Raw genomic sequence first — 24,145 nt, forward strand, 5'->3', positions numbered from 1 at the left:
TGGTCTCCTTGGGGGTACCGGGGCCCCTGCCTGTTTGCGGCGGGCAGGAGCCCCGAAGGCGGGTTAGGCGGTGGGGACTTCGGCGACGGCGGGCCAGCCGCCCTCGGGCTCCAGCTCGGCCTCGACGGGCTCCGCTTCGGCGTCCATGCGCTCGGCGATGGCCATCAACTCCTTGGAGAGCGGATCGCTGCCCTTGGGGTCGACGTGTCCGGCCTTCCTCGCCTGACGCCACACATCGCGGACGTCGTCGGAGGTGAGGGCGCCCTCGGCGAGGGCGAGATAGTCGGGGCGGGGCGCTTCAAGCGCGGCAACCGCACGCGACCCGGACGGGTCCAGCGCCATCGCCGTGGACATCGGCCCGGCCAGCGCCTGCCGCGGAGTTACGCCGCGCAGCTCGACGACGACGACCGGGAACTTCTTCGTCTGCCCGTCGCGCACGACCTGGCGAGGCTCGATCCGAAGCGTCACCGGGACGAAGCCCTTACCGTCGGTGCCGGCGAGGACCATGTCGACCATCCCGCCCCACTCGGATGCGGCATAGAACGAGTGGGTCTCGGCCCGCCACATGCCCATCCCGGACAGGTCCGGCAGCATGACGTTGAAGCGGGAGGTGGCGGAGCAGACGGTGCCCTTCTTCTGCTGGTGCCAGTCCTCGCCGAATCGGGCCAGGCACAGGCACGGCTGGCGGGACAGGAGCTCGGTCTGCCCGTCGCAGCGGCGCTGGCATCCGCCTGCGGACCACAACTCGTTGTACTGGTTGAGCGGGTCACCGGGGGTGATCAGCGCCTCGATGGAGGACGCCTTTGTGATGACGCGCCACTGGGCGGTCGTGGAGTTGAGCGGCTTCCACGTTTCCGGGGTGCCGCCCCAGAGTTCGGCTGCCTTGCGGACGTGTTCCTCGGAGTGGGAGGTGACGACCCAGGTGGCGGACTTCACGGGCCGGTTGCCCTGGGTGTAGCCGGTGCGCAGGCGTCCGTGTTCCGCGGCGCGTCGCTGGATGTTGAGGAGTCGGGAGCCCATCAGGCGGCCTTTCGGATAGTGCGCCGCGGCTTGGCGGCCGGCTCGCCGGGGGCGAGCAGCGCGGGATAGGTGGACGGCGCGGCGTGGTGCCACTGCGCGTTGGCAAGGGCCCCGCGGAATGCGCGGTGGGCGTCGCGGTTGGCAGGCATTTCGACGAGGGCGTGGGATTTGGCGCGCAGGTTGAGGACTCCGGCCCGCTGGATCTTCGGCATGGGTGCGTCGGTGCCGTCGGGCAGCAGGACCGTCTCGGCGTAGCGGAGTGCGGCCAGTTGCTGGGTGTTCTCGGGGTAGACGGACTTGGCGGAGCGGGTGGCGCTGGTCTTGTAGTCGATCAGCCAGAGTTCGCGGCGCCGGTTGGGTCCGGTGGGCAGCCAGATCATGAGGTCGGCGGTGCCTGCGTAGCCGAGCCGCCGGTGCATGACGGTGATTTCGGTGGCGAACACGTCGCCTGCGAAGTCGACGCCCCACAGGGAGATCCAGCGGTCGAACTGGGCCAGGTACGGGGCGACTTGCGGGTCGTCGGGGATGGGGGCGCCGAGGACGCGCTGTTCGGCGGCCTTGTGGATGCGGTCGCCGAGGTTCGCCGCGGTGTCGCGGGCGTCCCGGTGGAGTTGCTTGATCTCTTTGGTGAGCTGGGTCCGGTCGGTGATGGCGCGCCGGGCGACTTGCATGCGGTTATCGAGGATCCACTCGACGGTGACCTTGACGGCCCAGGGCATGAGGGCCCGCTTGTTGACCGAGGTGTCGAGGACGTTGGTGACCGAGACGAGGTCGGGGCCGCCGGCCGGGTCGCTGTAGTAGCGGCCGTTCTCCGTGTCGTGGGCGTACTTGGGGGCGGTCATCAGAACGGCTCCACGGTTTCGGCTCGCTGGCTGCGGGAGCGGGGCCACAGAGGCAGGCGCCAGGTGTGGAGCTGGTCGAGGCAGCCGCATTCGTCCCAGTCGGCGCCACCGGTGTAGGTGATCCAGCCGCCGCCGGAGCCGGAGCAGTTTCGGCAGTTCGGGTCGGGTTCTCGGGTGACGTGCACGGCCCGCTGGTGCAGCTCGGCTGTCCAGCGTCCGATGCGAATGGTGGGGCTCATGGTGCGGGCCTTTCGGGAGTGAGGGGCCAGGCCGCCCCGGTCAGGGGGCGAGGCGGCCTGGCTGGCCGCGGAGCCGGGGGGAGCTCGGACGCGGCCGGTATGGGTGGTCGTCGCCGGCGGGCGGACTCGGAGTCGACGCCCGCCGGCGGGTCTAGGCGGCGCGCTGTGGCACGTCGATGAGGGGCAGCGTCTGCGTGGTCTCGTTGCTGGTGTCGCGGTACGGCACCGGGGAGACGTAGGGCAGTACGACCTCGGGCGAGTACGGCCGGACCATCTCCGACGGCACTGCGGTGATGCGCGGCCGGGCTGCGATGACGGCCTGCCGGAGGCGTTCGTGCTCGGCGCCGGCGCGGATCACCTTGCCCTGGAGCCGCCGGACTTCAGCGACTGCGGCGTCCCGTTCCCGCTCGGCCTGGGCGATGCGCATTTCGTCGCGCAGGGAGTTCATCAGCGCCTTGTGGACAGCACAGTTCAGGTCCGAGGTCTCACCGATGAGCGTCCGGTTGTCGGCGAGGAGCTGCGCGATCGTGTTCTTCAGCTGGGTCGGGGTCTGGCCGGCATGCTTGGCGCGGCTGGTCGTGCCCTGCCACGGGAGGGTGAGCGTCACAGTTCCCACTCCTCTGCTGCTTCGCGGTCGTTGCAGTCGTCGCAGCCGCAGTAGTCCAAGGTGCCGTCGATGAACTCGGCCTGGCATTCGTGGTCGTCGGGCGTGACCTGAAGCCGCTTGGCTTCCTCGGCCGCGAACCGTGCCTCGTCGGCCATGTCGAGGGCGATCTCGGCGGCCTTCTCTTCGGCGGCCGTCGGGTACTCGCGTTCCTCGTCGGCGTGCTGCTCGTAGTCGTTCACGGCTGTTCCCCCTGGCGCTGGTGCGGGATGGCGGTGCGGGCGGCTTCGCGGCGGGTGCGGAGCTGGTCGCTGACGTGCTGGCCGAGGACCATCAGGAAGCCGAACAGGGCGATCAGTCCGGCTGTCCAGGCGATGGACGGCCACGGGTTGGAGGTCACGCGATCACCGCCGGTGCGCCGAGGCCGAGTCCGACCAGCAGGTCTTCGTTCTCCTGCCGGAGCCGGGCAACTTCCTGTCGGAGCGCGTCTACCTCGGCCATCGGTGTGATGAGCTCGTAGGCGTTCTCCCACGGGCAGTTCATCGAGGAGTGCTCTCCGATGACTTCCTCGGGGGCGACGGCGTAGGCGAGCTTGTCGGCGACGTCTCCCCTGTGATCGCGTTCGTCGATCAACTGCCCAATGTCGCGGTCGGCCGTTGCGAGCTTTTCTTCGCAGATCCGGACCTTCTGCCGAGCTTCCGTCAGCTCGACCTGGACATATTCGAGATCGGCACCCAGACGCTCGCGGATCATGCGCTCGTGCAGCGGGAGGACGGCTGAGACCCAGTGCTTGATCGAGTCGTAGACGGACGCCGAGAACGGGCCTGAGCGTTCCGCGATGTCGGCGGTGAAGACGAGCTCGTCCCACTCTTCGACGGTCAGGGCGATCGGCGGGAAGTCAGTCGTCATCGCGCTCACCGGCCTTTGTTCGGCACGCAGCAATCCAAGCCTTCGGCTCAGCGCGGTTCATGCCGTACTGGCTGGGCTGAAGCGCGGTCGCGGAGGCGAGGGCGAGCGTCGCGTGCACCTGTGCCTCAGCGATCGTGCGGTCCGCCTCGCACGGCCTTTCGTCGTGCGGTCGCGCGATGGACTGCGACTCGGCGAGGAGGCGTTCGGCCTCGCGGTAGTGCTCGGGTCCGGTCACTGGTTCCCCCAGGTGCGGCGGCCTGCCCAGATCAGGGCGGCGATGGATGTGGCGAGGTCGACGGCCGTCAGGGCCGCGATCGTGCGGAGGCTCATCGGCCCGCCCCCTGCCAGGTGTTGAGCCAGTAGGTCCGGCAGTCCCGTTCGTCGCGGCACAGCAGCAGTCCCTGGCGGGCGAGGAAGGCGAGGTCGTCGCGGGCGGTCTTCCGGCACGGCGCCGCGTGTCCGGCCGCCTTGTACAGCGCCTGCACGGTGCTCGTCGTCCACGGCCCCGGGCGCTCGATCACCGCGCGGCGCAGGATCGCCAGCCGGTCCCGGGCGCTCACCGGGCCACCGCCCAGTACGCGGAGCTGCCCTGCACGTAGTCGCGCGGCTTCGCGGTCTGCGCCCGCCACGAGGCCAGTCCCTCGATGTACCCGGCGATCTGCGGCGCGGACTTGCCGGCCGTGCGAGGCGGCTCGATACCGGCCTCCCCGCACGAGCGGCCCAACGCGTAGGCCGCCATGAACGCCGGCGGGCTCTTCGACTTGCGGGCCCGGGCCTCGGCGATGGTGAAGGCGCTCACGCCGCCACCCGCCTCGGGTCACCGAACGGCAGGCCGGGGCAGAGGTGCGGGCCGGAGCCGCGAGCCTCGAACGCTTCGATGTACGCCCCCTCGTTGTCCCGCTGCAACCGCTCCAGGCGCTCCGTCAGCAGGGCTACGAGCTCCCTGCACTCGCGCAGCTCGCGCTCGGTGTCGTTCACGCCGCCACCGCCAGTCGGGGAGCCGAGAACATGAAGTCGATGTCGCGGGCCACCGATTCGAGAGCTGCGATGACCTCGTCGGCGGTGCGCTCCGGCTCGTCGTTCCAGTCCGCGATGCGCTCCTCCGGGTCCGTGTCGACGATGGCCGACCGGATGCGCCTCGACAGGAAGGCGACCGCGTCCTGGTACAGCTGCGGGCAGTCGATGAGGTCGGCCGGCGGGACCGGGGCACCGGTGATGACCAGGGACAGGGCGCCGGTGGCGTCCACGGGAACCGTCTGGCGAGTCCGGGTGAGAAGGAGCGTCCCGTCGAGGTAGGCGCCCTGGTGGTGGCCGTTCTCTCGGATGATGTTGGCGGCCTTGCGGTATACGGCTGCGAGCTGCGGGTCAGTCATGACGCCCCTCCACGGGTGCGGAAGCTGTTGCTGTAGTCCCGAACCCGCAGGTCGGGGTCGATGTCGAGGAACTGGTGCAGGCACTCGATGAGCCGGCCGTCAGGCACGGGCACGGCGGCGTGGGCATTCGCTGAGGTTTCGGCGGCCAGTTGCTCCAGCGCCACGGCCTGCTGCCGGAGGGCCAGTGCCTTCACGTCCGCCGCGAGACGGGGCAGCGGCACGTCCCAGTCCTGCGGGCTGCGCGGCGGGATACCGATGTCAGTCATGACGTCACCGCTCCTTGGCGCCGCAGTAGACACAGCGCCTGCCGTCCGCGAGGAATGCGCCGTTCTTGAAGAAGTGCGGGCCCGCGTCGTCACCGACCACGTTCCGGGGGCAGGGCTCCAGCACGACCAGGCGCTCGACTGCGACTCCGTAGGGGGCTTCCGCCCCGTGCTCGGCGATGCGGGCGTCGATGGCCCGCATCGTCTGCGCGACCAGCTCCGCGCGCTCCCCGGCCGGGAAGGACGGCAGTTCGGCGCGGCGGACGTCAGCGGCAGCCTCGGCGCGAACCTCGGCACGGTAGGCGTCTAGCAGCGTGTTCGCGCGGCCCTCGTCGACGAACGCGCCAGCCACACGGCGGAACAGCTCCTCGCGGGCGCTCATGCCGCACCGTCCTCGGCGCCACGGATCTCCAGGCCCTTCTTCGCTGCCCAGCGTCGTGCGTTACGCTCGGCGAGGAAGTCGGAGTGCGCTGCGAAGTCGACGTATCCGTAGGCGTGGAGCTTGATCGGACCGAACTCGCGGGTCGTGGACGCGTTGCCCTCGTCGTCGTAGACGACGTCCTGACCGAGCTTCGCGGCGAACTCCTCGACCGCGTCGTTCGTCGACAGCGGTAGCAGGAATCGCTCGTCGGACGGGATGGCGGCATCCGGGTTCTCCTCCAGCCAGGTGGCCAGAGCGCGAAGGCCGCAGATATAGCGGGTGCGGTCGTTCATCGCTGCACACCGCCGTTCAGGGCCTGGAGCACGTCGCCCCAGGTCGCGCCCGCCGGCAGCGTGGCCAGCAGGGCGAGCGCCGTGGCCTTGTCCTGCTCGAACGCGTCCTCGGCGGCGTCGAGGGCAGCGTCGGCGTCACGGGCGGCGGGCCAGTGGCGGGCCGCCATGGCCGGGGTCGCGAACAGCAGGTACTTCGTGTGCGTGGTCGACGCGTCACGTGCGGCCGTCCGCAGGTCGCTGACACGGTGCAGGCGGTGGGCGGCCATCACCAGGGCGACACGGACGCGGCCGAGGTCGGCCACCGCCGCCAGGTCAACGCCGTCGTGGACCACGAACCGTTCGGCGGTCGCGGCGAACACGGCGGCGGTCATGATGCGCGGCCGGTCAACGGGTGTGGTTTCCCTGTCGGAGCCCGGCTTAGGCGGGGCGGTAATCTTGATGTTCACGGTGTCCTCGATTTCGTGTGGTTGAGGTGCCGAGGGGTCGCATACGGACCAGGCCCGGTCCGGGCGGCCCCGTCCTTTTTGATCAGGTGGTGGCCGCGAGCTGCGCCCGCTCGGCCATCCACGTGCGAACGGCCTCCAGGTCGAAGCGGCGCCCGCGGAACGCGGTCGGCTCGACGGGGCAGCCGTTCTTCACCCACTCGTTGACCGTCCAGTTGCTGACGCCGTAGCGCGCCATCAACTGAGCCGTGGTGAGCAGGGGGGCGAGCCCGGTGGTGCGCAGCGTCTCGGCGCGTTCAGCGAGAGTCGGCATCAGGGCTGGACCTTTCTACTGTGTCAGTTGAAACTGATGGCGTGAAAAGCTGCTCCAGGGGCACGGCGAGCGCCCCCGCGATGAGGTCCGCCGTCCTGCGGCGGCACCGCTCCCGGGCCGTCTTGCCCGTGGTGGTGAGCCGCCCGATGATCGCCGGGCTGATCCCGATCCCGCGCGGGTCGGACGCCTTGGTGGCCGCCGCGAGTCCGGGCCCGGAGAGGTCGGCCGCCTGCATTGCGGCTCTGAGTGGCTTGCCGTCGTCCTTGCGAAGCACCGTGCTCATGAGGGACCTCGTGCTGATGGAGAGTGAACTTCGGCTTCATCGCCGCCGTTGACACATTTCTACAGTGTGAGTGTCAATGAGGTCAAGGGTGGCAGGCCCAGTTTCGGTGAGGGTGGGCAAGTCGCTGACATGGGTCGAATGGGCGTTCTACCCTGAGTGCATATGCCAGTGACTACGGCGCGCGGCGGGGAGGCTGCGCGCTGCCACCATTACGCGCCACGCTTCTACTTTTACTTGCGAAAGTAGAAGGCCGCCGGGCACTCTGATGGTGTGGACCACGGGCAGCAAGAAGATCTCTCCGCGCTGATCAAGCGACTCAAGGACACCTACAAGGTGACCGAGTCCGAGATCGCGCGTGCCATCAACGTGGCCCCTGCCACCGTGAACTCCTGGGTGCTCCGCAAGCGCGGCACCGGACGCGGTCCGAACCCGGAGAAGCTGCGAGCCCTGTCGGACGCCTTCCCGAAATTCACCGTTGCGGAGATCTTCGCCGCGGCCGGCCGCAGGGTCCCGGGCCCGCTCGCCCCCGAGGCTGAGGCGCGCCTCTTGGAACTGTTCCGTGGCCTCACGCCCGAACAGCAGGCCATCAAGGAGATCGAGTTGCGGGCCCTGAACGAGGCCAACCGCTCCTAGCCGCAGGGATTGCGCAACCATCTGTGGCCCTCACGAGTCCCACACGGATGAGTACTTGACTGGCCGGTAGAACCCTCCACATCTTGTGTTTCTGGAGTGGTCGCATATTCCACTATCCGGGAGTACGGTCTGTTTCTCGGCTCGCGTCCTCCCCCGCGGCTGACGTTCCGTCGCCCGCACCACGGGGGGTTCCGCATGTGCATCCGCGTCCACTACAGCTCCGCCGAAACATTCGCACCATGGGACGCACAGCGCGTCATCATCACTGTCCCCGCCGGGCGCCCCTGGCTCGTCACTGTCGGCGCCGTGCGCGCGGTTCTCACGCAACTCGACATCCCGCAGCCCGCGTTCGGTGCACGCTGTTTCTGTGGGGAGCCCGTTCGGCTGCTCCCCCGCGTACCCGAGCAGCGAAGGAGTGAGCAGGTGATCACTCATGCCCCGTAGGCCACTGAACAATCCCCGGCAGATCCGCAGCAAGACATGCGGCTGCGTGCTCTGCATCGAGGAATATCCCCCCGGCCAACACGGGGACCGGAAGCGCCGGCGCGACTGCATCGGCTCGTGGCAGGCCCGATACCGGGATCCCACGGGCCGGCAGACCGCCAAGAACTTCACGAAGAAGGACGGCGGCAAGACAGCCGCCGAGGCCTTCCTCGACAAGGTGCACACCTCAGTCCGTGAGCGGACGTACCGCGATCCCGCCCGCGGGAAAATCACGCTGGAGACGTGGCACGAGACGTGGTGGGAGATCCAGGAGAAGAAGGGACGGACCACCACCGTCAACCGGAAACGCTGCGTCTGGACGAAGCACGTACAACCCCGGTGGGGTGGGTACAGGCTCGTGGACTTGGAGTTCATGGAACTCCAGAAGTGGCTCTCCGGGATCCGCAGCCACGAGACGCAGGGCCGGGCCCGTGCGATGCTGCGGAGCATGCTGGACGCCGCCATCCGAGACGGCGAACGCATCAGTATCAACCCGGCAACGCACCTCGAAGTGACGGCGGCGCGGCCGCAGCGACATCCGGACGACTTGAAGCCCCCCACCACGGAGCAGTACGCGCTCATTCACGCCGCGCTGCCTGAGTACTACCAGGTGCTCCTGCGGGACTTCGCATACGAGACAGGCCTGCGGCCCGGCGAGTACGCAGGCCTGCGAAATCACTGCATCGACGACGAGGAGCGCCTGGTACACATCAAGGAGATCCTTATCAGCGACGGCGGCCGGCTGCGCCGTCAGGCCGCCCCGAAGACGGACGCCGGTTTCCGCACCGTGCCGCTCACGGACCGGGCCTGGGGCGCCGTCCAGTTCATGCGGGACAAGTGGCGGCCGAAGCGGACTCGGTCGGCGATCGGCGACGGCTTCGACATGCACTTGGACGAGCTGGTGTTTCGCGGCCCGCGAGGCGCGGCGTTGAACGTCAACAATTTGTCGCGCCCGTGGCACAAGGCCACGTTGCAGGCGGGCGTGGCCCGGAAGGTCTATAACCCGGACACGAAGCGACACGAGTGGTGGCCGCGGGTCTACGACTACCGGCACGACGCCACCAGCCGCATGCACCATGGCGGCGTGTCCGAGGTCGACGCGCAGCGGGCCCTGGGGCAGGAACGAGGCGGCCGCGTGACGTGGATCTACACTCACGAGAGCGAGGGGGCGCGCGAGCAGGTTCGGGCGGCCCTCGGCGGCGGTAGTGGACTCCGGGCCGTGAAGTGATCCATTCGGGTTCGGGTCCACAAAGAGTCCACAAACCCCACTCACTGATCCGCATCGATCCTCACTGAGGCTCACAGTTAGAAGACATCCATAGAGGGCGTGAGGCTCACCGTCACTCACTGAGGCTCACTGAGTCTCATGGCGGTGAAGGAAGCTCTTACAAAGCAGATGTCGGCGGTTCGAAACCGTCCACGCCCACCGTCGGGATGTGTCCAGGCGAAAGCCTGTGTCGCCCCCCCAGTCGTAATCGGCTGGGGGGCCTTCTCGTGACCGAGGCCGGCCCGTCTCCCGTAACGCGTGTCAGGTCTACGCCGGTCGACGTTCAGCGCCGGTGCGGCAGGAAACTTGGCTGGGACTCCCGGGTCAACCCCGCCGCCCGCGCAGTCTCCGTCTCCACCGCCGAAGCTGGACGCAACTCGCCGGTCCGGATGGTTGCCCCGCTCAGTTGGCCCGGCGAAGACGGCCGCAGGAAGGCGATCCGCTTCATGTCGGGCCCGAGGCCGAGGGTGATGCGCCCGGTCCGGCCCTCGCGTTCGTAGCCGACGTAGTCCCACTGCTTCACGCGTCGGCCTCCTCGTCGAGCGCGGCCGTGCCGGCGCGGATGAGTCTCAGGACGCGGGCCGGGTCGCAGAGGGCGCCCGGTGCGGGCATGGGGATGGCCCAGTAGCTGGACCATATGTCGGTGTGCTGGTCGTCTTCGATGCGCGGTACGCCGATGTAGTGGCCGAGGCCGAGGTACGTCGCGTGGGGGCCGTGGTCCGGGCCCGGCGGCGCGGGTGGCACGAGGGCGTAGAAGCGGCAGCCGCGCGGGTCGTGGATGACCGGGCCGGCGAGGGTGCGCAGGATGGTCGAGGCGGTCGAGAACTCGGTGGCGGCGTCGACGGCGTGCACGAGTTCGTCGGCCAGGCGGAACGCGCAGAACCGGCGGCCCAGCGCGAGGACGGCGAGGTGGCGGTCGGCCCACTGGGTGTAGGCGTCGGCGGGACGGTTGAGGCTGGCTGCCAGCCACGCGCTGACCGCCTGGTTTTGTGCCTTTTCGGGTGCGGTGCTCACGGAGTCTCTCTGTCCCTGGGATCGGGTGTGTGAGGCGGTGGCTACAGGGTTGTGTCCGGCGAGGGCGCGGCCTCATGCGTCTTGTCGAGACGGGCGGCCAGACGGATCGCGACGTCGGAACGGACGCGTCCGAGATTGATGAGGCCGTACGGTCCGCCGTCGTCAAGTCCGAGTGACGGGAGGACGATCCCCGCGCGGGTCAGCGCGGCGCGCAGCTGTTCGGTTGCCGCGCTCGGATCGATCGTGTCGCTCTGCGTTGCCATGAACGGGACGGTAGGGATGACGCGTTCTCCCAGCTATCCCGATTTCTCGGTATTTCCCACGCGAGCACCCGGCTTTCCCAGGATTTCTTCTGAGGGTCCGCACACGCTGTGGTACCGATTTGGGGGCGCCCGGAATGATGGGCGGACCAACGTCCACGAAAGGGCAGTGACCATGACCCGGTGGCTGCGCTTCAACGGCACGGACAGCAAAGAAGGCGGCTGCCCCGCCCTGCACACCGACACCGAGACGGGCGAGGTGATCGTTCAGGGCAGGCCGCTCACCGACCCCACCGACCTGCATCAGCTCCAGCACTTCAGCGACGGGGACGTGGCGGTGATCGTGCCGCGCGACCTGCTCGTCAACTGGGGACCGAAGGAGACCGAGCACGTGCCGCACATCATCGAACCGGCCGAGCTCGGCGCGCTGTTTCGCAGCTTCAAGCACACGGCCTGGAGGCTGGAGACTCGCCGGGGCTACGCATCCGACCTGGACGACGACTCCTTCATCGCGTTCAAGGAGACCGGTTCCGCCACGTGGGACCTCGACAGCCCCTGGGCCATGAACATGCGCGCCCAGACCGCAGCGGGTAAGCGCGTAGGAAGGGTCCGCGTCGTGGACGACCCCCCGACCACGGGCCAGTTGTTCCTCCTCGACTACGCGAAGTGCAACGCGGCGACCGGCGAGGACATCCGCAGCCTGTGGCGCGGCGACGCGGAACGCCTGCACCTCGGGGACGAAGACTTCTGGATCTTCGATTCCCGGCTCGTGGCCGTGCTCCGCTTCGACGACAACGACGTGCTCCTGAACATCGAGCTGACCACGGAGCCGGCCGAGGTGGTGCGATACTCCATGCTGCGCGATGCGGCCACGCATCACGCCGCCCCCTTCGAGGAGTTCGCGGCCCAGCTGACCGCGAGGCAGTAGCGGGAGTGATCCGGTGGGCACGGACTACCAGCAGGCACGTAGCGCACTTGGGGCGCGATTACGTGAACTGAGACTGCGAGCCCTGCTCACCGGAGCCCAGTTGGCCTCAGCTCTCGGCTGGCCGCCATCCAAGGTCAGCAAGCTGGAACACGGTCGGCAGACGGCGACGGTCGACGACCTGAAGCGATGGACCACGGCAACAGGGACGCCGCAGGCTCTCAACGAACTCACGTCGCGGTTGCAGGGATTCGAATCGCACATCCGGTCATGGCGCCGACAGCTCGCCAACGGCCACGGACCCGTCCAAGAGACCTGGAACGCGGAGATCCGCAGGACCGCCACCATCCGGGTATGGGAAGAGGCGGTCATCGTCGGCATGCTTCAGACGCCCGATTACGCCCGCCACATGTTCCTGAGCTACACGCGGTTGCACGGCTCCGCACGCGATATCGACGAAGCGGTGCGGGCCCGCATGCGTCGCCAGGAATGGCTGTACGAGCCGGGGCGCAGACTGCACGCCATCATGTGGGAGCCGGCGCTTCACGCCCTGATGTGCCCCCCGTCAGTGCTGGCCGCCCAGCTGGACCGGCTCGCCGGACTCATCGGCATGGACACGATCGAACTCGGCATCGTGCCCCTCTCCTCCTCCCTGAAGGTACCCACGGCCAACGGGTTCTGGATCCTGGACGACCGCCTCACCATCACCGAGGACTGGCACGCCGAGCTGTGGCTGGACGACGAAGAATCGGTCAGTCTGTACGCAACCGTGTGGAATGCCTTGCGCGAGTCCGCGGTCTACGATGCGGACGCACACCGGGTGATCGCTCGCGCCCGAAGCGCGCTGCACCGCCCGTGAGCACGCGAAACGCCGGGGGCCAGGCGGGGGCGTACTCGCGAGGTGACGCTCCCCGCCCGACCAGGGTCGGGGGGTGGGGACCACCTCGCCCGCCCCTCCACTCGCCAGATCGCCCCCGTCCGTGCACCGATGCTCTCCGTTCGCGCCTGCCTGGGCGGCGGTCGCCCCTGGGACGATGTGGTGTTCCGTCCATGGCGATTCGTACGCAGGAGGGGCACGTGACGCAACCGTTGTGTGGAGCGCCCACCAAGAGTGGGAAGCGGTGTCAGAACAAGGCGGTCATCGGCACTTCCCGGTGCTCCAGGCATCAGGGGTCGTGGTCCCCATACGCGGTCGAGCAGCGGAAGAAGAAGGAAGCCGAGGCGAAGATGAAGAAGATCCGCAAGAAGCGGTGAGGCGGGGCGCGGGGCGCCGGGCACTGGACGCCGAGCGCTGGCGCCGAGCCCTGGTCGCCGGGCGCCCGGCGAACTCGCGCCCAGCGGGTGCCGGCCGTTCGGAATCGGGGCCGTGCACTGCCGGCCCGGCGGCTCGGCACCAGGGCCGTCGCCGGCGTGGCGGTTCGGGGCCGGGCCCGTTCACCGCTGGCGCGGCGGTTCGGGGCCGGCCCCGTGCACTGCTGGCCCGGCGGTTCGGAATCGGGCCCCCGTCACTGTTGGCCCGGTGGTTCGGGGCCGGGGCCGTTCACCGTCGGCGCGGCGGTTCGGGCCGTCGCCGGCCGCTGCCGCGCTTCGAATTCGGGCCCGTCCACGACGCCCCACCGGTGCGAAGGCTCTCAGGCGATCTTGGCCGGGGGCTTCGTCGTGCCCGGGTTGCAGACCACGCGGCGTACCCGTGCCCCCTCAACTCGCCGGTGCGGGCGGTCACTTCGCGCCGTCGGCCGGGGTCCGCCCCCACGGCCGGAAGCCCCGTCGCACGAGGACGGGGCTTCGCGGTGGCGCCGTAGCGGGGCTCGGGGTCGCTCGACGCCGGGTCCGGCGGGCCGGGAGCGGGGGGAGGTACCGCCGGATGGCCGAGAGTACGCCTGTGGTTGGCTGAAAAGTAACCCCTTTGCGGAAGGGGATGACGAGCCGGGGGAACGCCGTGCCGGGAAGGCGAGGAGCCATGGGTGTGGAGTGGAGACGGCGGGCGGGCCTGCGGGGCGCGTACGAGCGCGCGTGTGCGGCCGGGCCCGGATACGGGGAGGTCGGCGCCACCGCGGGCCCCGTACTGCCGGGGCCGGAGGCCGGTTACCGCGTGTTCCGGCGGCGGATCACGGTCGGGCACGGGCCGGAGGCGTTCGAGCGGGCCGGGGCGTACGTGCTGGACTGGGGGACCCAGCGGGGCGCCGGGTTCGGCGTGTACCCGGGCGCACCCGTCACCCCCGGCGCGACCACCCTGGTCGTCCTGCGCCTGCCCGGCACCGCGTTCCCCCGGCTCGTCATCCCCTGCCGCGTCATCTGGACCGTGAACACCGCCGAGCGCGTCGGATTCGCCTACGGCACCCTGCCCGGGCACCCCGAACGCGGCGAGGAGTCGTTCGTCGTGGGCCGGGACCCCGACGGACGCGTCTGGTTCGAGGTCGCCGCGTTCTCGCGGCCCGAGCTCTGGTACGCCCGCCTCGGTGGCCCCCTCACCCGCCTGCTCCAGGATCTGGCCACCCGCCGCTACCTGCGGGCGGTGGCCGCAGCCGTACGCCGCTGAGGGAACGCGAGAGCGGTGGATCACGTCCCTCAGGGAGTGCGTGGACGTGACGAGGGCGGTGGCACACTGGCCGCTCGTTCGGTGAAGGCGGGGAAAGGGAGCTTGTCGTGGCGATGATGCGGAATCTGCGGAGGGCGGTGCGCCGCGCCTACCGCAGGAGCGTCGATCTCAGCCACCCGGCGCGCTCGCCGCTGGGAAGCGCCGTGGTCAACTGCGCCGTGTACGTCGACGGCGCGCGCCGGCCGGAGGACTGCCCGGTGGACGAGGCGCTGCGCAGGGTGCGCAAACTGGGGGATGGGGCGTTCGTCTGGGTCGGGCTGCACGAGCCGACCGAGGAGGAGTTCGCGGGGATCGCCGCGCTGTTCGGGCTGCACCCGCTGGCCGTCCAGGACGCCGTCACCGCGCACCAGCGCCCCAAGGTCGTGCCGTACGACGACACCCTCTTCTCCGTCTTCAAGACGTGCCGCTACGTCGAGCACGAAGAACTCACCGCGAGCAGCGAGGTGGTGGACACCGGTGAGCTGATGGTCTTCACCGGCGGGGACTTCGTCATCACCGTGCGCCACGGCATGCACGGCTCGCTCGGCCCGCTGCGGGAGGCGCTTGAGGGCGAGCGCGCGCAACTGGCCAAGGGCCCGTCGGCGGTGCTGCACGCCCTGGTCGACCATGTCGTCGACGAGTACCTGGAGGTCGCCGACGCCATGCGCGGCGACATGGACGCCGTCGAGGCCGCCGTCTTCGCGGAGAACGCCGCGCGCGGTGACGCGGGCCGGATCTACCAGCTCAAGCGCGAACTGCTCGAACTGAAGCGGGCGGTGGCGCCGCTCGCCCGGCCCTTGCAGAAGCTCGCCGGTGAACCGGTGCCCTCCGTGGACGCGGAGGTCAGGCCGTACTTCCGCGACGTCGCCGACCACCTCCTTCGTACCGTGGAGCAGATCACCGCCTACGACGGGCTGCTCGACTCCATACTCCAGGCGCACCTGGCGCAGGTCACCGTCGCCCAGAACGAGGACATGCGGAAGATCACCGCCTGGGCGGCCATCGTCGCCGTGCCGACGATGGTGTGCGGCATCTACGGCATGAACTTCGAGAACATGCCCGAACTGCACTGGCGTTACGGGTACTTCATGGCACTCGGGGTCATGGCGGTGGCCTGCTTCGTCATCCACCGGGGGTTCCGGCGCAACGGCTGGCTGTGACGGGCCGGCCGGCGCGAGGTCGCGCGCGGCCGGCCCGACGGTCATCTCAGTCGCGGTGGCGCGAGAAGGGGCCCTGGCACTCGCGCTGGTAGCGCCGCTCCCAGCGGTCCATCCGGTCCCGCCGCGCGCGGTAGGCGCGGTAGGTGGTGTCCGTACGCGCGGGCCCGCTGCCCGCGCCGGGGGCCCGGTCCCCACCCGGCCGGCGCCGGGTGCCGGCCAGCGCGGCGGCGATGGCGACCCAGAAGACGATGGCGACGGGGCCCAGGCCGAGTCCGTGGAGCAATAGGGCGAGAAGGATCATCCAGAGGATCATGATGGGTCCTTGAGGCAGATCGGGAGCTTCCCCCAGCTCCCGGGTCAGACCCTCAAGCTACTCCGTGGCAAAGGGAGTTGGCGCGCGAGTTAATGGCGCGGCGGGGGGTGTGGGCTCCGTGTGGATCGGCGGTGACGCGGGCCGGTTGGGAGCCGTCGGCCGAGGGGCCCGCTCGGAGCCGGCGGCCGAGGGTCCGGCGTGCCCCGCCGCCGCGAGCGCCGCGCGGCTCGGGTCCGCCGCGAGCCCCGCGTACGGCTCGGGCCCTGCGCACGGCTCGGGCTCTGCGGCGAGCCCCGGCCCCGGCCGCGAGCCCCGCGCACGGCTTGGGCCCCGCGCGGATCCGGCCCGCGCACGGCTCGGGCTCCTGCTACGAGCCCCGACTCCCTGCTGCGAGTCCCGGCTCCCTGCCGCAGCCCGGTCGCGTCGCGAGCCCCGGTCCCGCCGCGAGCCCCGGGTTCAGCCCGCGGCGCGGCGGCTCTCCGCCAGGCCGCGCAGGCGCTCCATCTCGCGCCGGTCGCGCTTGGTGGGGCGGCCGAGGCCCCGGTCCCGGACGCCCGCCGCGAGGACGTCCGCGCGGGCGGGCGGCGGCGGGCTCATGTCGATGTACGCCTCGACGGCCACCGGGGCGCCGACCCGCTTGCGCAGCAGCTGGACGACCTTCACGATCCGCTCCCGGCCCTCAAGGCGGACCCGTACCTCGTCGCCGGCCTTCACCTGGTGGGAGGCCTTCACGCGCTCGCCGTTGACATGGACGTGTCCTGCCCGGCAGGCCGTGCCCGCCTGGGAGCGCGTCTTGGTCAGCCGGACCGACCAGATCCAGCTGTCGACGCGTACGGGGCCGGTGCTTGGGCCGTTCGCTGCTTCCGCCATGGTGTCGACTTTAGTCGGCGGCCCCGGCGGAGCCTCGCGGATTTCGGCCGGGGCGTCCGGTCCCGGGCCGTTGTCAGTGGTGTCGGTCACACTGGGGGCATGTGCAGAAGTATCAAAACTTTGCGGCCACCGGCCATGCCGGAGAAGGCCACCGAGGACGACATCAGGGCGGCGGCCCTCCAGTACGTGCGCAAGGTGTCCGGGTTCCGGGTGCCGGCCGCGCACAACAAGGAGGTTTTCGACAGGGCGGTGGAGGAGATAGCCGAGGCGACCCGCGCGCTCCTGGCCGGGATCGAGGTGCGCGGCTCCGGAGCCGCCGCGAGCCGGGCCTGACGGCCGCGCGGGCCGAGTGGGCCGGGCAGGCCGGGTCGCCCGGGCCCGGGCGCGCCCCGCGCTCTCGTCAGGACGCGGGCGTCGGGGCGGGCACCGGGCGTTTGACGACGTACGCCGCGAGGGCGCCCGCTGCGAACAGGGCGAGCAGGGACACCGCCGTGCCCAGCCAGGTCGCGCCGAGCCACTGGCCGCCGAAGTAACCGAGCCCCACGCTGTACGTCGCCCAGGCCACCCCGGCCAGCGCCGACCACGGCAGGAACTCGCGGATCCCGCGGTGCGCGGCGCCCGCGCCGAGGGAGACCACGGAGCGTCCGGCGGGGGCGAAGCGGGCGATGACGACGAGGCCGCCGCCGCCCCGGCTGAGCGCGATGCCGAGTCGTTCCTGCGCCCGGGTCAGGCGGCGCGAGCGGGCGATCGCGCGCTCCAGGCGGGCCCCGCCGCGCCGCGCCAGGCGGTAGGCGATGAGGTCCCCGACGACGGAGGCGGTGGCGGCGCAGGCGGCCAGGGCGAGCAGGTCGGCGTGGCCGGTCCGGGTGGCGTCACCGGCTCCGGCGGCGGTCGCCGACCCGGCGGCGGTCGTCGCCGCGGTGATGACGAGTACGCCGCTGGGCAGTACGGGCAGGAAGACGTCGAGCAGCACGGAGAGCGCGACCACCGCGTAGATCCAGGGGCTCGACGTGAGCGCCCCCACACTCTCCAGCACGTTCGCTCCTCTGCGGCTTGTCGGTTCCCCGGGACGTGAATACCGCGGTGTCGCGGGGAAGCGGCAGGGGCGGCGGTACAGCCGTACAGCGTACGCCCGGGCCCGCGCGGGTCCGCGCGAGGGGTCGGCCGCGGGAGGGACCGGCATGCCGCTGCCCGGAGTTCGGCGGCTGAACTCCGGGCAGCGTGAGCGGTGGGCGAGGGGCGGGGCTCAGGCCGCGACGGTCTCGCGCTGGGTGTCCGGGGCCGGCCGGGCGGTGCGGCGGGCGCCCAGGAACTGGTCGAGGGCGAGCGCGCCGGGACCGGTGAAGACGAGGAGCACGAAGGCCCAGCAGTACATCGCGGACGCCTCGCCGCCGTTTTGCAGGGGGAGCAGCGCGTGGGACTGGTGGACGCTGAAGTAGGCGTACGCCATGGAGCCCGAGGAGATCAGGGCGACGGGGCGGGTGAAGAGGCCGGCCAGCACCAGGACACCGCCGACGAGCTGGATCACCGCGGCGTACCAGCCGGGCCAGGTGCCCGCGGGGATCGAGCCGCCGCCCACCGCGCCGCCGAAGACGCCGAAGAGGGACGCCGCGCCGTGGCAGGCGAAGAGGAAGCCGATGACTATGCGGAACAGGCCGAGCGCGTAGGGGCGCGCGCTGTCGGTGTCGAGCGTGGGGGAGGCCATGGCGGGCTCCTTCGGTTGGGGACGGGACCGATGGGGTCCACAGGTTAGGCAGCCCTCAGTAGTGCTTGCAAGTTCAACATATTTAAATTCTTGTTTCAGGCGGCTGAATCAAGCCAGGGGGGTGCGCGGAGTGAGGGGGAGATCGAGGACGGTCGACAGGTGGCCCGGGCCGCCGCGCCGACGGCGGGTCAGGCGCGTGCGTCGCAACCTCAGGCGCGCCGAACGGCCGTGCAGCGTAAGGGACATGGGCTGGTGGCCGAACCAGGGCCCGCCCGTCCTGCGCCAGTCGACGACGGGTCGCGCCGCTCGGCCGTGCCGCAGCAGGAGCCGTCCGAGCCCCCGCCCGATCCGGCTCCAGCCGAAGCGGAATCCGGCCCGCACGGGGGCCGAAACCGTGTTGTGCAGAGGCGAACACGTCAACTGGGCGATCCGAGAGGCGGGTTGAGGGACGTTATATGGCCAGAACGGCTCCGCCACGTAGGCGTGGTGCACATCACCCGACAGGACGCTGATGGTGGCCGGCGCGCCAGTGCCCGTGCCCGCGCAGGCGACCAACTCGCCGAGCAGCGCGAACGAGGCGGGGAACGCGGCCCAGTGCTCCAGGTCCGCCCGCCGGCGCGGCCACTCACCGGTGCAGCCGCCCTCGTGTCCACCATTAGCGGCCGCACCCGGCCGAAGTCGCGTCGGTAGCTCCAGCGCACGGTCGCCGGATCCGCGTCGGCCCGGGCCGCGAAGGAACGCGGCGCCTCCGTGCCGTCCGGGGTGCCGGTCACCGCCGCGTACAGGGGGTCGGTGGCGAGTTCGGCGGGGGAGAGGTTGCCCAGGTGCTGATACACCCGGAAGCGTGCGCCGGGCGGCGGCCAGACCGGCCGCTCGCGCAGCAGCACCTCGTAGGCGGTGCTGGCGCCCGGCGTCCGACCCGTCACCGGGGCCAGGGCGTAGTGGTGCCCCGCGATCTGGAACGTGGGCGCGCTGCCCTGGGCCCCGTCGGCGCAGCGCACCCGGGCCACGCACGGCCGGTCGGTCTCCACCCAGACCGTGGCGGCGCCGCGCGGATCCAGATGCCGCAGCGGCGGACCCGGGCGGAGCCCGGCAATGGGGTGCCCCCTTCGTCGCCGGTCCGTACGTACCGGTACGGAACGCCGCCCGGGCGCGACAGGTCTCGCGACGGACCCCGCGCGCGCCGCCAACAGGGCCTGGATCAGCGGCCGTTGACGATGGCGGATGACGAGAACGCCTGCGGCGGCACTGCTGGAGGGGCCCTGAGGCGGGCGACGCCGATCAATGCCGTCGCGTTCAGCCCACGCCGGTGACCCGCAGCGCGGTGGTCCAGTCGGTCCTGATGGCGGCACGCGCCGCGGACAACGTGGTCCGGCCGTCGCACACCGCGTTCTTCAGCTTGGTTTCGACGCCGTCCTTGCTGTAAGCCGTCTGGCTGCCGTAGTGCGGCTCGGGCCACAGGTTCGCCGGGTCTTTGGGCGCACCTCCGAGCTCCAGGGGCACGAGGTGGTCTTCCTCGTAGTCGGACATGCTGGTGTCGGAGTAGCCGTAGTCGATGATGCCCTGGGCCTTGAGGCCGTTGGTGTAGCTGGTGGAGGGGCGGACCGTGGCGGTCCATCCGGGGACGCAGATGGTCGAGTCGATGGTCGACTGCGTCACGTCCGGGTTGTACGAGCCGGGGGTGCAGGACGCGTCGGGCAGCGGCAGGTAGGCGGTCGAGCAGGTGCTGGCCTGGGCGCTGCCGGCGCTGAGAACGAGGCCGCTGACCGCCAGGCAGAAAGCGGAGGCGGTGGCGGCGGCGAGTCGGGGAATGGAGTGCATGGGTTTCTCCTCGTAGGTCATGCGCATGACATATGAGCGCTCGGGGAGGTGGCGTCCTCCGGTCGAGGGGGCGGCCGGTCCGGAGCGCTGTGGCTTCGTCGGCGGGATGCGGCCGACGCCTTGAAGTGAGGGTCAGCCGGGTTCGTTCGGCGCCGGCGCGGATGCGATGCGGACGATGTCCACGTCGGGCGACGCGGTCCAGGTGGCGCCGTCGCCGCACGCCGGGTGCCAACTGTCGCTGGTGGCAGCACAGTTGGCGTGGGGGGTGACGTTCACGCCGTCGTGCTTGCGGGCCACTTCGCGGGTGTCGCGGGTGCCGGACCGGGTGATCCAGTGCGGAACTCGTCCCGGCTGCGACCGGTGAGCGAGCCCTCCGCCTGCGCCGTCGGCTCGCCTGGATACGTGCGGGCGGTGGCGGCGAAGACGGCTGCGTGACGCGCGTAGACGCGGGATATGCGGGGTGCGGTGGAGCCTGCCATGCGAACTCCCTTGGTGTGGGGGGACTCGACCGGCCGCGAAGGGGGGCGGCTCGGCCAGCGTGTCGGCGCCGGGTTGCCTGGGGATGGGCGCCAGGTAACAGCGTGGCGACATGGTCACGTCAGATCAAGGGTCCGGACGAGACCGGTGGGAGCGGGATGTGACGAACCATCCGGGGCCGCGTCTGCGGGCGCGCCCACGCACGCGGCCCTCGCCCCGAAAGGCCCCCGGGCCGGTCCCTCCGCCCCCTCCGCTTGCGAGGAGCTTGCGTGCGCCCCTCCGGCAAGAACCGGCCCGCGTGGGAAAGCGGCCCGCGTGGGAAGGCGGCCCGCGTGGCACCCGGACCGCGCGCCCGGACCACGTGGCAACCGGTCGGTGCGGCACCCGGCCAGGTGCGGCACCCGGCCAGGTGCGGGACACCGGCCCGCGTGGAAATCGGCCCGCGCGACACCCGGCCCGCGCGACACCCGGCCCGCGTGGCCCCCGGTCGGTGCGGCACCCGGCCCGCGTGGGACATCGGCCCGCCTGGCGCCCGTCCCGTGCGGGACACCGGCTCCCGCCTAGGGACCGACCCCGGTGGGAGAGCGGCCGGCGTGGCACCCGGCCCGTGCGGGACACCGGTCTGCGTGGGATCGCGAGCCGCCCGGAGACCGGCACGCGTGGGAAGGCGGCCGGCGTGGCACCCGGTCTGCGTGGGACACCGATTTGCGTGGGACACCGGGGCGCCTGGGGACCGGCACGCATGGGAAGACCACCCGTCTGGGATCCGGCCCGCCAGCGAAAGCGACCCGCGTGGCACCCGGCCTGCGTGGGACACCGGCTCCCCGGGGGACCGGCCCGCGTGGGACACCGGCCCGCCTGGCGCCCCGCCCGCCTGGCGCCCCGCCCGCCTGGCGCCCCGCCCGACTGGCACCCCGCCCGCGTGGGAAGGCGACCCGCCTGGCGCCTCGCCCGCATGGGAAACCAGCCCGCGCGGGACACCGGCCCAGGGCGGGGTCGGTCTGTGGGGGACGCCGGGGCAAGTGGGAGGTGGCGGGGTGGGTTTGGGGGGGTGGGGGTCGTACCTTGGGGGCGTGTTGTTGCCCGTGAATGTCACGCTCGGGGTCGTGCTCGCGGCCCTGCTTGTCGCCGCCGCGGGCGTCGCCGCCGCCGCGCGCCTCGGGCGGCACCGCGAGATCCTGGTCGCCGGGGTGCGGGCGGCCGTTCAGCTCGCCGTGGTCGCCCTCGCGATCCACTGGGTGGTCGGCTCCGTGCCGCTGCTGCTCGCCTTCCTGGCGCTGATGTTCGCGGTCGCGGCCCGCACCGCGGGACGCCGGATGACCGCCAACCGCACCTGGTGGTGGGCGGCCGCCCCCATCGCGGCCGGCGTGGTCCCGGTCGTCTCGGCACTGCTGCTCACCGGGCTCGTCCCCGTCAAGGGCATCGCGCTGATCCCCGTCACCGGCATCCTCATCGGCGGCGCGCTCACCGCGACCGTGCTCGGCGGGCGCCGCGCGCTGGACGAGCTGACCGCGCGGCGCGGCGAGGTGGAGGCCGCGATGGCGCTCGGGCTGCTCGACCGCGACGCGCGCCTGGAGGTCGCCAGGCCCGCCGCGTCCGACGCGCTGCTGCCCGGCCTAGACCAGACCAGGACCGTGGGCCTGGTCACGCTGCCCGGCGCGTTCGTCGGCATGCTGCTCGGCGGCGCGTCCCCCGTGCAGGCGGGCGCGGTCCAGCTCTTCGTCCTGGTCGCGCTCATGGCCGTACAGGCGGTCGCCGTGTCGGTGGTGCTTGAACTGGTCGCGCGCGGCAGAGTGCACCGTGACGTCCGGGAACTCCGTCCCTGAGGGGCGCGCGGCATGCCGTACCCTTGAGGGCGCAGAAGGGGAGTAGCTCTTCGCCGGAACGTCGACATACTGCCGAATCCCTCAGGGGTCCTCGGCCGGCGCCCGGAGGCGAGTGCCCGTGAGGGACCCGCCAGCGAGACCTTCGGCCGCAGTGACCATGACCCATCATGGCGCCGCCGTGCCGAAGCGACCCCGGATTCAGCTCGGACTTGCTCTCGGTGCGGCGCGCCCGACCGACAGAGGAACCCTTCCGTGCTCAGCTTCACGATCATGGCGATCACCTTCGGCGTGATCTTCCTTGCCGAACTCCCCGACAAGACCGCGCTCGCGGGCCTGATGCTCGGCACCCGCTACAAGGCGTCGTACGTATTCGTCGGCGTCGCGGCCGCCTTCGCCGTCCACGTCGTCCTCGCCATCGCGGCGGGCAGCGTGCTCACCCTGTTGCCGCACCGGCTGCTCCAGGCGATCGTCGGGGTGCTCTTCCTCGCCGGCGCGGCGATGCTGCTCTTCAAGAAGGGTGAGGACGACGAGGAAGTGAAGGCGCCGGCCGACCAGTCGTTCTGGAAGGTGTCGGGGGCGGGCTTCATGCTCATCCTGGTGGCCGAGTTCGGCGACCTGACCCAGATCATGACGGCCAACCTGGCCGCCCGCTACGACAGCCCGCTCTCCGTGGGCATCGGCGCGGCGCTCGGCCTCTGGGCGGTCGCCGGGCTCGGCATCGTCGGCGGGCGGACCCTGATGAAGCACGTGCCGCTGCGCCTGATCACCAAGGTCGCGGCCTGCCTGATGCTGGCCCTGGCCGGGTTCAGCCTGTTCGAGGCGATCGCGGGCTGAGCCCGGAGGGTCGGGCTCAGCCCCCGACCGGGCTGCCGGGCCCCGGCCCGGCTCCACCGATGGAAACGGCCCCCGTGGTAGGACGGGGGCCGTTTGCTCGTGGTGGCCGCAGCTCGTGGTGGCCGCCCTCACCCGGGGCGGTCGTTGTCGCGTCCGGCTCAGCCGGTGATCTCCAGGCGCAGGCCGCCGTCCGCCTCGGTGGTGACGGTGAGGTGGGTGAGGTCGGGCACGTGGACGGTGGGCTCATGGGCGCCCGCGCGCGGGCCCACGCCCACCACGCGCATCCCCGCCGCAAGGCCCGCCGCGATCCCCGCCTCCGAGTCCTCGAAGACCACGCAGTCCGCCGGGGCGAAGCCCAGCGCGGCGGCGCCCTTGAGGAAGCCCTCCGGGTCCGGCTTGCTCGCGCCCACGGACTCGGCGGTGATCCGCACCTCGGGCATCGGCAGGCCGGCGGCGGTCATACGGGCCCGGGCGAGCGCCGCGTCGGCGGAGGTCACCAGGGCGTGCGGCGCCTTCGCGATGGCGGCCAGGAACGCGGGGGCGCCCGGGACGGGCACCACGCCGTCGGTGTCCGCCGTCTCCTCGGCGAGCATCACCTTGTTGTCGGCGTGGTTCTGCTCCATCGGCCGGTCCGGCAGGAGCAGCGCCATCGTGGCGTAGCCCTGGCGGCCGTGGACGACCTTGAGCGCGGCGTCGGGGTCGAGGCCCTGCCGCTCGGCCCAGCGGCGCCAGCAGCGCTCGACCACGGCGTCGGAGTTCACGATCGTGCCGTCCATGTCGAGCAGGAAGGCACGGGCGGTCAGGACGGTGGGGGTCGTGGTGCTGGCCGGCATCGGCGGACTCCAAGTGCGCGGGAGCGGGTGGTGCGGGGGCGGCGCGGTTGCGGCGCGAAAAAACAAAGGTGATCCCCGCCCGCCGGTCAGGGAGTACAGGCAGGGATCACTTTGTTCCTTCACGATACAAAACGAGTCGGGGG

At 71.3% G+C, this 24,145-nt stretch carries 38 protein-coding genes and 1 pseudogene; 10 read left to right on the forward strand and 29 right to left on the reverse strand.

All coding sequences use genetic code 11. The features are described 5' to 3' along the window. Positions 1–63: 63 nt before the first annotated feature. From ACFYM2_RS21365 to ACFYM2_RS21450, 18 genes are all read right to left on the reverse strand, one after another. Entirely contained in the window at positions 64–1,020 is a 957-nt protein-coding gene (locus ACFYM2_RS21365; protein ID WP_388838208.1) for a hypothetical protein, read from the reverse strand. Further along, complete coding sequence (locus ACFYM2_RS21370; RefSeq protein ID WP_388838210.1) at positions 1,020–1,862, reverse strand: hypothetical protein; 843 nt, start codon at positions 1,860–1,862, stop codon at positions 1,020–1,022. The genes ACFYM2_RS21365 and ACFYM2_RS21370 overlap by 1 nt, the downstream gene beginning before the upstream one ends. Next, positions 1,862–2,101 (reverse strand): hypothetical protein, encoded by a 240-nt coding sequence (locus ACFYM2_RS21375; RefSeq protein ID WP_388838213.1) that lies wholly within the window; start codon positions 2,099–2,101, stop codon positions 1,862–1,864. Before ACFYM2_RS21375 ends, ACFYM2_RS21370 begins: the two co-directional genes overlap by 1 nt. A 151-nt stretch (positions 2,102–2,252) precedes the next feature. Continuing rightward, positions 2,253–2,708: a hypothetical protein gene (locus tag ACFYM2_RS21380; protein ID WP_388838216.1), complete on the reverse strand. Its 456-nt coding sequence runs from the start codon at positions 2,706–2,708 to the stop codon at positions 2,253–2,255. Next, entirely contained in the window at positions 2,705–2,947 is a 243-nt protein-coding gene (locus tag ACFYM2_RS21385; protein ID WP_388838219.1) for a hypothetical protein, read from the reverse strand. Before ACFYM2_RS21385 ends, ACFYM2_RS21380 begins: the two co-directional genes overlap by 4 nt. Further along, complete coding sequence (locus ACFYM2_RS21390) at positions 2,944–3,105, reverse strand: hypothetical protein (RefSeq protein WP_388838222.1); 162 nt, start codon at positions 3,103–3,105, stop codon at positions 2,944–2,946. The genes ACFYM2_RS21385 and ACFYM2_RS21390 overlap by 4 nt, the downstream gene beginning before the upstream one ends. Beyond that, a complete protein-coding gene (locus tag ACFYM2_RS21395; RefSeq protein WP_388838225.1) occupies positions 3,102–3,614 on the reverse strand; it encodes a hypothetical protein in 513 nt (170 codons plus the stop codon). Before ACFYM2_RS21395 ends, ACFYM2_RS21390 begins: the two co-directional genes overlap by 4 nt. Next, positions 3,604–3,849: a hypothetical protein gene (locus ACFYM2_RS21400; protein WP_388838227.1), complete on the reverse strand. Its 246-nt coding sequence runs from the start codon at positions 3,847–3,849 to the stop codon at positions 3,604–3,606. The genes ACFYM2_RS21395 and ACFYM2_RS21400 overlap by 11 nt, the downstream gene beginning before the upstream one ends. Positions 3,850–3,940: 91 nt before the next feature. Then, the gene (locus ACFYM2_RS21405; protein WP_388838230.1) at positions 3,941–4,174 is read right to left on the reverse strand and encodes a hypothetical protein; all 234 of its coding nucleotides are present in this window, start codon (positions 4,172–4,174) and stop codon (positions 3,941–3,943) included. Continuing rightward, entirely contained in the window at positions 4,171–4,413 is a 243-nt protein-coding gene (locus ACFYM2_RS21410; protein WP_388838232.1) for a hypothetical protein, read from the reverse strand. The genes ACFYM2_RS21405 and ACFYM2_RS21410 overlap by 4 nt, the downstream gene beginning before the upstream one ends. Beyond that, positions 4,410–4,592, reverse strand: coding sequence for a hypothetical protein (locus ACFYM2_RS21415; RefSeq protein ID WP_388838235.1), 183 nt, complete (start codon positions 4,590–4,592; stop codon positions 4,410–4,412). The genes ACFYM2_RS21410 and ACFYM2_RS21415 overlap by 4 nt, the downstream gene beginning before the upstream one ends. After that, positions 4,589–4,987, reverse strand: coding sequence for a hypothetical protein (locus ACFYM2_RS21420; RefSeq protein WP_388838238.1), 399 nt, complete (start codon positions 4,985–4,987; stop codon positions 4,589–4,591). Before ACFYM2_RS21420 ends, ACFYM2_RS21415 begins: the two co-directional genes overlap by 4 nt. After that, positions 4,984–5,253 (reverse strand): hypothetical protein, encoded by a 270-nt coding sequence (locus tag ACFYM2_RS21425; RefSeq protein WP_388838241.1) that lies wholly within the window; start codon positions 5,251–5,253, stop codon positions 4,984–4,986. Before ACFYM2_RS21425 ends, ACFYM2_RS21420 begins: the two co-directional genes overlap by 4 nt. Positions 5,254–5,257: 4 nt before the next feature. After that, the gene (locus tag ACFYM2_RS21430; protein WP_388838244.1) at positions 5,258–5,632 is read right to left on the reverse strand and encodes a hypothetical protein; all 375 of its coding nucleotides are present in this window, start codon (positions 5,630–5,632) and stop codon (positions 5,258–5,260) included. After that, entirely contained in the window at positions 5,629–5,964 is a 336-nt protein-coding gene (locus ACFYM2_RS21435; RefSeq protein ID WP_388838247.1) for a hypothetical protein, read from the reverse strand. The genes ACFYM2_RS21430 and ACFYM2_RS21435 overlap by 4 nt, the downstream gene beginning before the upstream one ends. Then, on the reverse strand, positions 5,961–6,410 hold the full coding sequence (locus tag ACFYM2_RS21440; protein ID WP_388838250.1) for a hypothetical protein: 450 nt from the start codon (positions 6,408–6,410) through the stop codon (positions 5,961–5,963). Before ACFYM2_RS21440 ends, ACFYM2_RS21435 begins: the two co-directional genes overlap by 4 nt. Before the next feature lie 82 nt (positions 6,411–6,492). Beyond that, positions 6,493–6,720 carry a hypothetical protein gene (locus ACFYM2_RS21445; RefSeq protein ID WP_388838253.1) on the reverse strand — a complete coding sequence of 76 codons (228 nt, stop codon included), beginning with the start codon at positions 6,718–6,720 and terminating at the stop codon, positions 6,493–6,495. Continuing rightward, positions 6,704–7,003: an XRE family transcriptional regulator gene (locus tag ACFYM2_RS21450; protein ID WP_388838255.1), complete on the reverse strand. Its 300-nt coding sequence runs from the start codon at positions 7,001–7,003 to the stop codon at positions 6,704–6,706. The genes ACFYM2_RS21445 and ACFYM2_RS21450 overlap by 17 nt, the downstream gene beginning before the upstream one ends. 270 nt (positions 7,004–7,273) lie before the next feature. Here ACFYM2_RS21450 and ACFYM2_RS21455 point away from each other — a divergent pair, with 270 nt between their 5' ends. Next, the gene (locus ACFYM2_RS21455; RefSeq protein WP_388838258.1) at positions 7,274–7,636 is read left to right on the forward strand and encodes a helix-turn-helix domain-containing protein; all 363 of its coding nucleotides are present in this window, start codon (positions 7,274–7,276) and stop codon (positions 7,634–7,636) included. A gap of 490 nt (positions 7,637–8,126) precedes the next feature. Further along, positions 8,127–9,347, forward strand: coding sequence for a tyrosine-type recombinase/integrase (locus ACFYM2_RS21460; protein WP_388838261.1), 1,221 nt, complete (start codon positions 8,127–8,129; stop codon positions 9,345–9,347). A 322-nt stretch (positions 9,348–9,669) separates the two neighbouring features. Here the strand turns inward: ACFYM2_RS21460 and ACFYM2_RS21465 are convergent, their stop codons facing one another. From ACFYM2_RS21465 to ACFYM2_RS21475, 3 genes are read right to left on the reverse strand one after another with little or no spacing between them, the layout of a single operon-like run. Then, on the reverse strand, positions 9,670–9,909 hold the full coding sequence (locus ACFYM2_RS21465) for a hypothetical protein (RefSeq protein ID WP_388838264.1): 240 nt from the start codon (positions 9,907–9,909) through the stop codon (positions 9,670–9,672). After that, on the reverse strand, positions 9,906–10,400 hold the full coding sequence (locus ACFYM2_RS21470) for a hypothetical protein (RefSeq protein WP_388838267.1): 495 nt from the start codon (positions 10,398–10,400) through the stop codon (positions 9,906–9,908). The genes ACFYM2_RS21465 and ACFYM2_RS21470 overlap by 4 nt, the downstream gene beginning before the upstream one ends. 41 nt (positions 10,401–10,441) lie before the next feature. After that, positions 10,442–10,663, reverse strand: a complete 222-nt coding sequence (locus tag ACFYM2_RS21475; RefSeq protein ID WP_388838270.1) for a hypothetical protein — start codon at positions 10,661–10,663, stop codon at positions 10,442–10,444. Positions 10,664–10,835: 172 nt separating this feature from the next. On the opposite strand from ACFYM2_RS21475, the gene ACFYM2_RS21480 reads away from it, so the two are divergent. From ACFYM2_RS21480 to corA, 5 genes are all read left to right on the forward strand, one after another. Further along, on the forward strand, positions 10,836–11,588 hold the full coding sequence (locus ACFYM2_RS21480; protein ID WP_388838380.1) for a DUF6879 family protein: 753 nt from the start codon (positions 10,836–10,838) through the stop codon (positions 11,586–11,588). 13 nt (positions 11,589–11,601) lie between these two features. Beyond that, entirely contained in the window at positions 11,602–12,444 is an 843-nt protein-coding gene (locus ACFYM2_RS21485; protein WP_388838273.1) for a DUF5753 domain-containing protein, read from the forward strand. 218 nt (positions 12,445–12,662) lie between these two features. Next, entirely contained in the window at positions 12,663–12,839 is a 177-nt protein-coding gene (locus ACFYM2_RS21490; protein ID WP_388838275.1) for an HGGxSTG domain-containing protein, read from the forward strand. Between the two features lie 712 nt (positions 12,840–13,551). After that, entirely contained in the window at positions 13,552–14,124 is a 573-nt protein-coding gene (locus ACFYM2_RS21495; RefSeq protein WP_388838278.1) for a DUF1990 family protein, read from the forward strand. Between the two features lie 113 nt (positions 14,125–14,237). Continuing rightward, positions 14,238–15,323: a magnesium/cobalt transporter CorA gene (gene corA, locus ACFYM2_RS21500; protein ID WP_388838383.1), complete on the forward strand. Its 1,086-nt coding sequence runs from the start codon at positions 14,238–14,240 to the stop codon at positions 15,321–15,323. Positions 15,324–15,369: 46 nt separating this feature from the next. Here the strand turns inward: corA and ACFYM2_RS21505 are convergent, their stop codons facing one another. Together ACFYM2_RS21505 and ACFYM2_RS21510 are read right to left on the reverse strand one after the other, a co-directional pair. After that, positions 15,370–15,636, reverse strand: coding sequence for a hypothetical protein (locus tag ACFYM2_RS21505; RefSeq protein WP_359005949.1), 267 nt, complete (start codon positions 15,634–15,636; stop codon positions 15,370–15,372). Positions 15,637–16,092: 456 nt separating this feature from the next. After that, entirely contained in the window at positions 16,093–16,506 is a 414-nt protein-coding gene (locus ACFYM2_RS21510) for an RNA-binding S4 domain-containing protein (protein ID WP_388838281.1), read from the reverse strand. 99 nt (positions 16,507–16,605) lie between these two features. On the opposite strand from ACFYM2_RS21510, the gene ACFYM2_RS21515 reads away from it, so the two are divergent. Beyond that, a complete protein-coding gene (locus ACFYM2_RS21515; protein ID WP_388838284.1) occupies positions 16,606–16,839 on the forward strand; it encodes a DUF2277 domain-containing protein in 234 nt (77 codons plus the stop codon). A gap of 67 nt (positions 16,840–16,906) precedes the next feature. Here ACFYM2_RS21515 and ACFYM2_RS21520 read toward each other — a convergent pair whose 3' ends face one another. The 5 genes and pseudogenes from ACFYM2_RS21520 to ACFYM2_RS21540 all read right to left on the reverse strand — a co-directional run bounded on the left by ACFYM2_RS21520 (position 16,907) and on the right by ACFYM2_RS21540 (position 20,329). Further along, a complete protein-coding gene (locus ACFYM2_RS21520) occupies positions 16,907–17,542 on the reverse strand; it encodes a VTT domain-containing protein (protein ID WP_359005955.1) in 636 nt (211 codons plus the stop codon). A 210-nt stretch (positions 17,543–17,752) separates the two neighbouring features. Beyond that, entirely contained in the window at positions 17,753–18,211 is a 459-nt protein-coding gene (locus ACFYM2_RS21525; protein WP_359005958.1) for a DoxX family protein, read from the reverse strand. A 108-nt stretch (positions 18,212–18,319) separates the two neighbouring features. Further along, positions 18,320–19,308: pseudogene (locus ACFYM2_RS21530) on the reverse strand (hypothetical protein). A 199-nt stretch (positions 19,309–19,507) separates the two neighbouring features. Continuing rightward, positions 19,508–20,032, reverse strand: a complete 525-nt coding sequence (locus tag ACFYM2_RS21535) for a hypothetical protein (protein ID WP_359005961.1) — start codon at positions 20,030–20,032, stop codon at positions 19,508–19,510. Between the two features lie 132 nt (positions 20,033–20,164). Further along, positions 20,165–20,329 (reverse strand): hypothetical protein, encoded by a 165-nt coding sequence (locus ACFYM2_RS21540; RefSeq protein ID WP_388838287.1) that lies wholly within the window; start codon positions 20,327–20,329, stop codon positions 20,165–20,167. Positions 20,330–21,582: 1,253 nt separating this feature from the next. On the opposite strand from ACFYM2_RS21540, the gene ACFYM2_RS21545 reads away from it, so the two are divergent. Further along, the gene (locus ACFYM2_RS21545; protein ID WP_359005969.1) at positions 21,583–22,335 is read left to right on the forward strand and encodes an ABC transporter permease; all 753 of its coding nucleotides are present in this window, start codon (positions 21,583–21,585) and stop codon (positions 22,333–22,335) included. 252 nt (positions 22,336–22,587) lie between these two features. Continuing rightward, positions 22,588–23,169 carry a TMEM165/GDT1 family protein gene (locus ACFYM2_RS21550; protein WP_388838290.1) on the forward strand — a complete coding sequence of 194 codons (582 nt, stop codon included), beginning with the start codon at positions 22,588–22,590 and terminating at the stop codon, positions 23,167–23,169. A 158-nt stretch (positions 23,170–23,327) separates the two neighbouring features. Here the strand turns inward: ACFYM2_RS21550 and ACFYM2_RS21555 are convergent, their stop codons facing one another. Next, entirely contained in the window at positions 23,328–24,002 is a 675-nt protein-coding gene (locus tag ACFYM2_RS21555) for an HAD-IA family hydrolase (protein ID WP_350230062.1), read from the reverse strand. Between the last annotated feature and the right edge of the window lie 143 nt (positions 24,003–24,145).

The organism is Streptomyces sp. NPDC006711, assembly GCF_042869775.1.
Classification (GTDB): Bacteria; Actinomycetota; Actinomycetes; order Streptomycetales; family Streptomycetaceae; genus Streptomyces.